1 protein-coding gene is annotated in these 242 nt (G+C 28.5%); it reads right to left on the bottom strand.

Going from position 1 to position 242, the window contains the following annotated elements; all coding sequences use genetic code 11:
* Positions 1–230, bottom strand: a 230-nt coding sequence (locus NE623_RS14610) for a hypothetical protein (RefSeq protein WP_256276174.1), incomplete at its 3' end; no start/stop codon positions are given.
* Positions 231–242: the final 12 nt, after the last annotated feature.

Raw genomic sequence — 242 nt, 5'->3', positions numbered from 1 at the left:
ATTTTCTTAAAACTTTCGCCTTTTCCTATTTTATAAATAACAGGATAGGCGGCATTAGGTCCTGTTCTTAACTCAGCATTCTCAGTTAAAGTAATTTGGCCTGTATCTTCATCACTTAAATTAACAAACATAAAAAGTAAAATTAAAAATATAATAAAAATTACAACTACTACGAGCGTAAGTCGATTTTTTAGACCATGTTTAGTTAGCCATGAATCTATTTTCTTCATATTATTTTCCCA

Source organism: Gemmiger formicilis (genome assembly GCF_024462815.1).
Classification (GTDB): domain Bacteria; phylum Bacillota; class Clostridia; order Oscillospirales; family Ruminococcaceae; genus Gemmiger.
The sequence above is the reverse complement of the archived record's forward strand: the minus strand, read 5'-3'. Positions and strand labels throughout refer to the sequence as shown.